The following is a 2,783-nucleotide window of genomic DNA, read 5'->3' on the forward strand; positions in this document are numbered from 1 at the left end:
AGGATATTTTATGAAAGGATATTTTATGATAGAAAATTTAATAAAAAGACTGCCAGAATTAGAACCGATAAAAAAAAATATAGAACTTGCGATTGAAGAAATTATAAAATGCTACGAGCGAGGCGGAAAAGTTTTGACGGCGGGAAACGGCGGAAGCGCATGCGACAGCGAACATATAGCGGGAGAATTGCTAAAAAGTTTTCTTAAAAAAAGACCGATTGACAAAAATATAAGAAAAGAATTATTGAAAATAGAAGACGGAAAATATATCGCCGATAATTTGGAAGCTCCGTTAAAAGCGGTGGCTCTCACTTCGCATTTCGCTCTTTCCACCGCGTATTTGAACGATAGAGAACCTTATTTAATTTTCGCTCAACAATTATTAAGTTTCGGAGATAAAGGAGACATATTCATCGCAATAAGCACTTCTGGAAACGCAAAAAATATTTTATACGCCGCCAAACTTGCAAAAGCTATGGGAATAAAAATTATATCTTTCACAAACGAAAACGGAGGCAAATTGTCGGAAATGGCTGATATTCCAATCAAAGCCCCCGCAAAAGAAACTCATATCGCGCAAGAATATCATGAAGCCATTTATCATGAATTATGCATAAGAGTGGAAGAACATTTTTTTAAAGAAGATAGATAAAATTGTTTAAATAAAATAATCATGAAAATTCTATTAATAAAACAAACTTCGTTGGGCGATGTTCTTCATATGACGCCCGTTATAAGAGCTTTGAAAAAATGGAAACCCGAAGCCTCTATTGATATTGTAACCGATAAAAGAGCTTTGGGAATACTTGAAAATAATCCTTATATAAATAAATTGTATGTCCTCGATATTTATAAATACGAAAAAGAAATTTTTAAATCTCCTTCAAAATTTTTATCAACCGTAAAAGAATTTTTTTCTCATATAAAAGAAGTTAGAAAAGAAAAATACGATATTGCGATAGATTTGCAAGGACTCGAAAGAAGCGTAATTTTTCTTTATTTATGCAAGGCTAAAAAAAAATACACCAAAGGAAAATGGGCGTTTGTCAAAAGCAATTATTATGTCGATATTAACGCTATAGTAGGTTTGATTTCATTTTTAAAATTTTTAGACTGCCCCGATGATGGAACGGATTTGGATTATTTTTTGCCAGAAACTATAGAAGAAGATTTTAAAAATAAAATCAATAAAATAAAAGAGATAAAAAAATTTGAAATAGAAAAAGATTATATAATCGTTTCGCCTTTTTCAAGATGGGAAACTAAAGATTTGTCGATTAATAAAACGAGAGAGATAATAACGGAAATAAAAAAATTAAAAGATATACAAATAATAGTTTCGGCGACAGCGGACTATAATAAAGAATGCGAGGAAATAGTAAAAGGTTTCTATAATGTTTTGGACTCTTCTGGGATTTTTAATTTATCCGAACTTGCATATTTGATAAAAAATTCTGCGGGAATGATAACCGTTGATTCTTTTCCGATGCATACGGGATGCGCGTTCAAAAAACCTCTTATTGCTATTTTCGGACCGACAAGCGAGATTAGAGTGGGACCGATAGCGGAAAATTCGGAAGTTTTCAGAGCGGACAATATAGAATGCGCAAAATGTTATAAAAGAAAAAACTGCCCGAATAGTCATATATGCATTGAAAATATAGATTCAAAATTATTAGCTAAAAGGTTTATAGAGAAAATAGAAAATAATATAAAATGACTAATGAGTATAAAAAAAGACACCGTAGATAAATACGATGCCTTTTTATTTCTTATCAATATTATCATTATAAATTAATCTTTATTGCTGCCAACTTGCTTTGCTATCTAAAGTTAATTTAATTGTTAATCCCGTAGTCGTTAAATGCTCGACCTCTTTTGATAATGCATGACCGCTTTTCAATGTTTTAAATTTCAAAGTGAAAGTGCAATCTTTACCGCTAACTGATGGCGTAGTAGAAGATTCTACTCCAAGAAAATTTGAAAAATATTTTGCAAATTCTGTGTTATCGTTTATAGCCCCTTCTAATGTTTCCGCAGCTTTGCTTGTAGCAATAGTTGCGCTTGAGGAACTTGTTGTAGTCGTTCCAGTTGCAGAAAAATTAGGGCTTGAAGAAGAAAAACTTGCGCTTGCAAAACTAAATTTAACCGTATTATCAGATGATGAAGTATCTGCAATGATTATTTCTCCAGCGTTTGGAGTTCCTGATATTAACCAATCACTTTTTCGTTTTACGGTTTTCATTATAGTTTCTATTTCCGTTTTAGTTATAAGTTTAGCCTTGATTAGATTTACATCAACATAGAAATTTGTTGATTCCGAAGAAGTCGCAATTTTAAATGTTATTCTATACGAGTATTTTTGCGTTTCGGTAAAACTATCTTTTAATTGTTGGAATTTAGTTAAACCCGAACTTGATAATCTCAAATCTTTACTTGATTGATTATAGCTAAAATCGGATGCTCCTAAAGTCAATGAGGTCATATTATATTTGGTTACGCTTTCGATTGAAACGGTATAATCCGTAGCGCCAACAACTTTGAAGCCTATAGTTCCCGCAGAATAAACGCTTGAGGAAGAAGTTTCACTAATAAGCGTTATATCATTATAATAACTGTTGCCCCAATCTTCGCTTACGGTAAAATTATAGTTATCTTCCGTATTGCCGTTATTTCCCGTATCGCCTCCGACTCCAGTTGTGTCTTCATTACTACAGCTAATTGAAAGTAGCAATGTTAATGATAATAATGTGATAAGAAATGTTTTGAATGGATTTTTGGCT

At 32.1% G+C, this 2,783-nt stretch carries 3 protein-coding genes; 2 read left to right on the forward strand and 1 reads right to left on the reverse strand.

The window, feature by feature from the left end:
- Window positions 1-25: 25 nt before the first annotated feature.
- Both EZH24_RS09840 and EZH24_RS09845 read left to right on the forward strand, forming a co-directional pair.
- Window positions 26-652 (forward strand): D-sedoheptulose-7-phosphate isomerase, encoded by a 627-nt coding sequence (locus EZH24_RS09840; RefSeq protein WP_137998977.1) that lies wholly within the window; start codon window positions 26-28, stop codon window positions 650-652.
- Between the two features lie 21 nt (window positions 653-673).
- Window positions 674-1,720, forward strand: coding sequence for a glycosyltransferase family 9 protein (locus EZH24_RS09845; protein ID WP_137998976.1), 1,047 nt, complete (start codon window positions 674-676; stop codon window positions 1,718-1,720).
- An 81-nt stretch (window positions 1,721-1,801) separates the two neighbouring features.
- On the opposite strand, the gene EZH24_RS14160 is transcribed toward EZH24_RS09845, so the two are convergent.
- On the reverse strand, window positions 1,802-2,783 hold a 982-nt coding region (locus EZH24_RS14160), incomplete at its 5' end, for a hypothetical protein (protein ID WP_236847155.1).

This window comes from Brachyspira catarrhinii (genome assembly GCF_005518285.1).
Lineage (GTDB): Bacteria > Spirochaetota > Brachyspiria > Brachyspirales > Brachyspiraceae > Brachyspira > Brachyspira catarrhinii.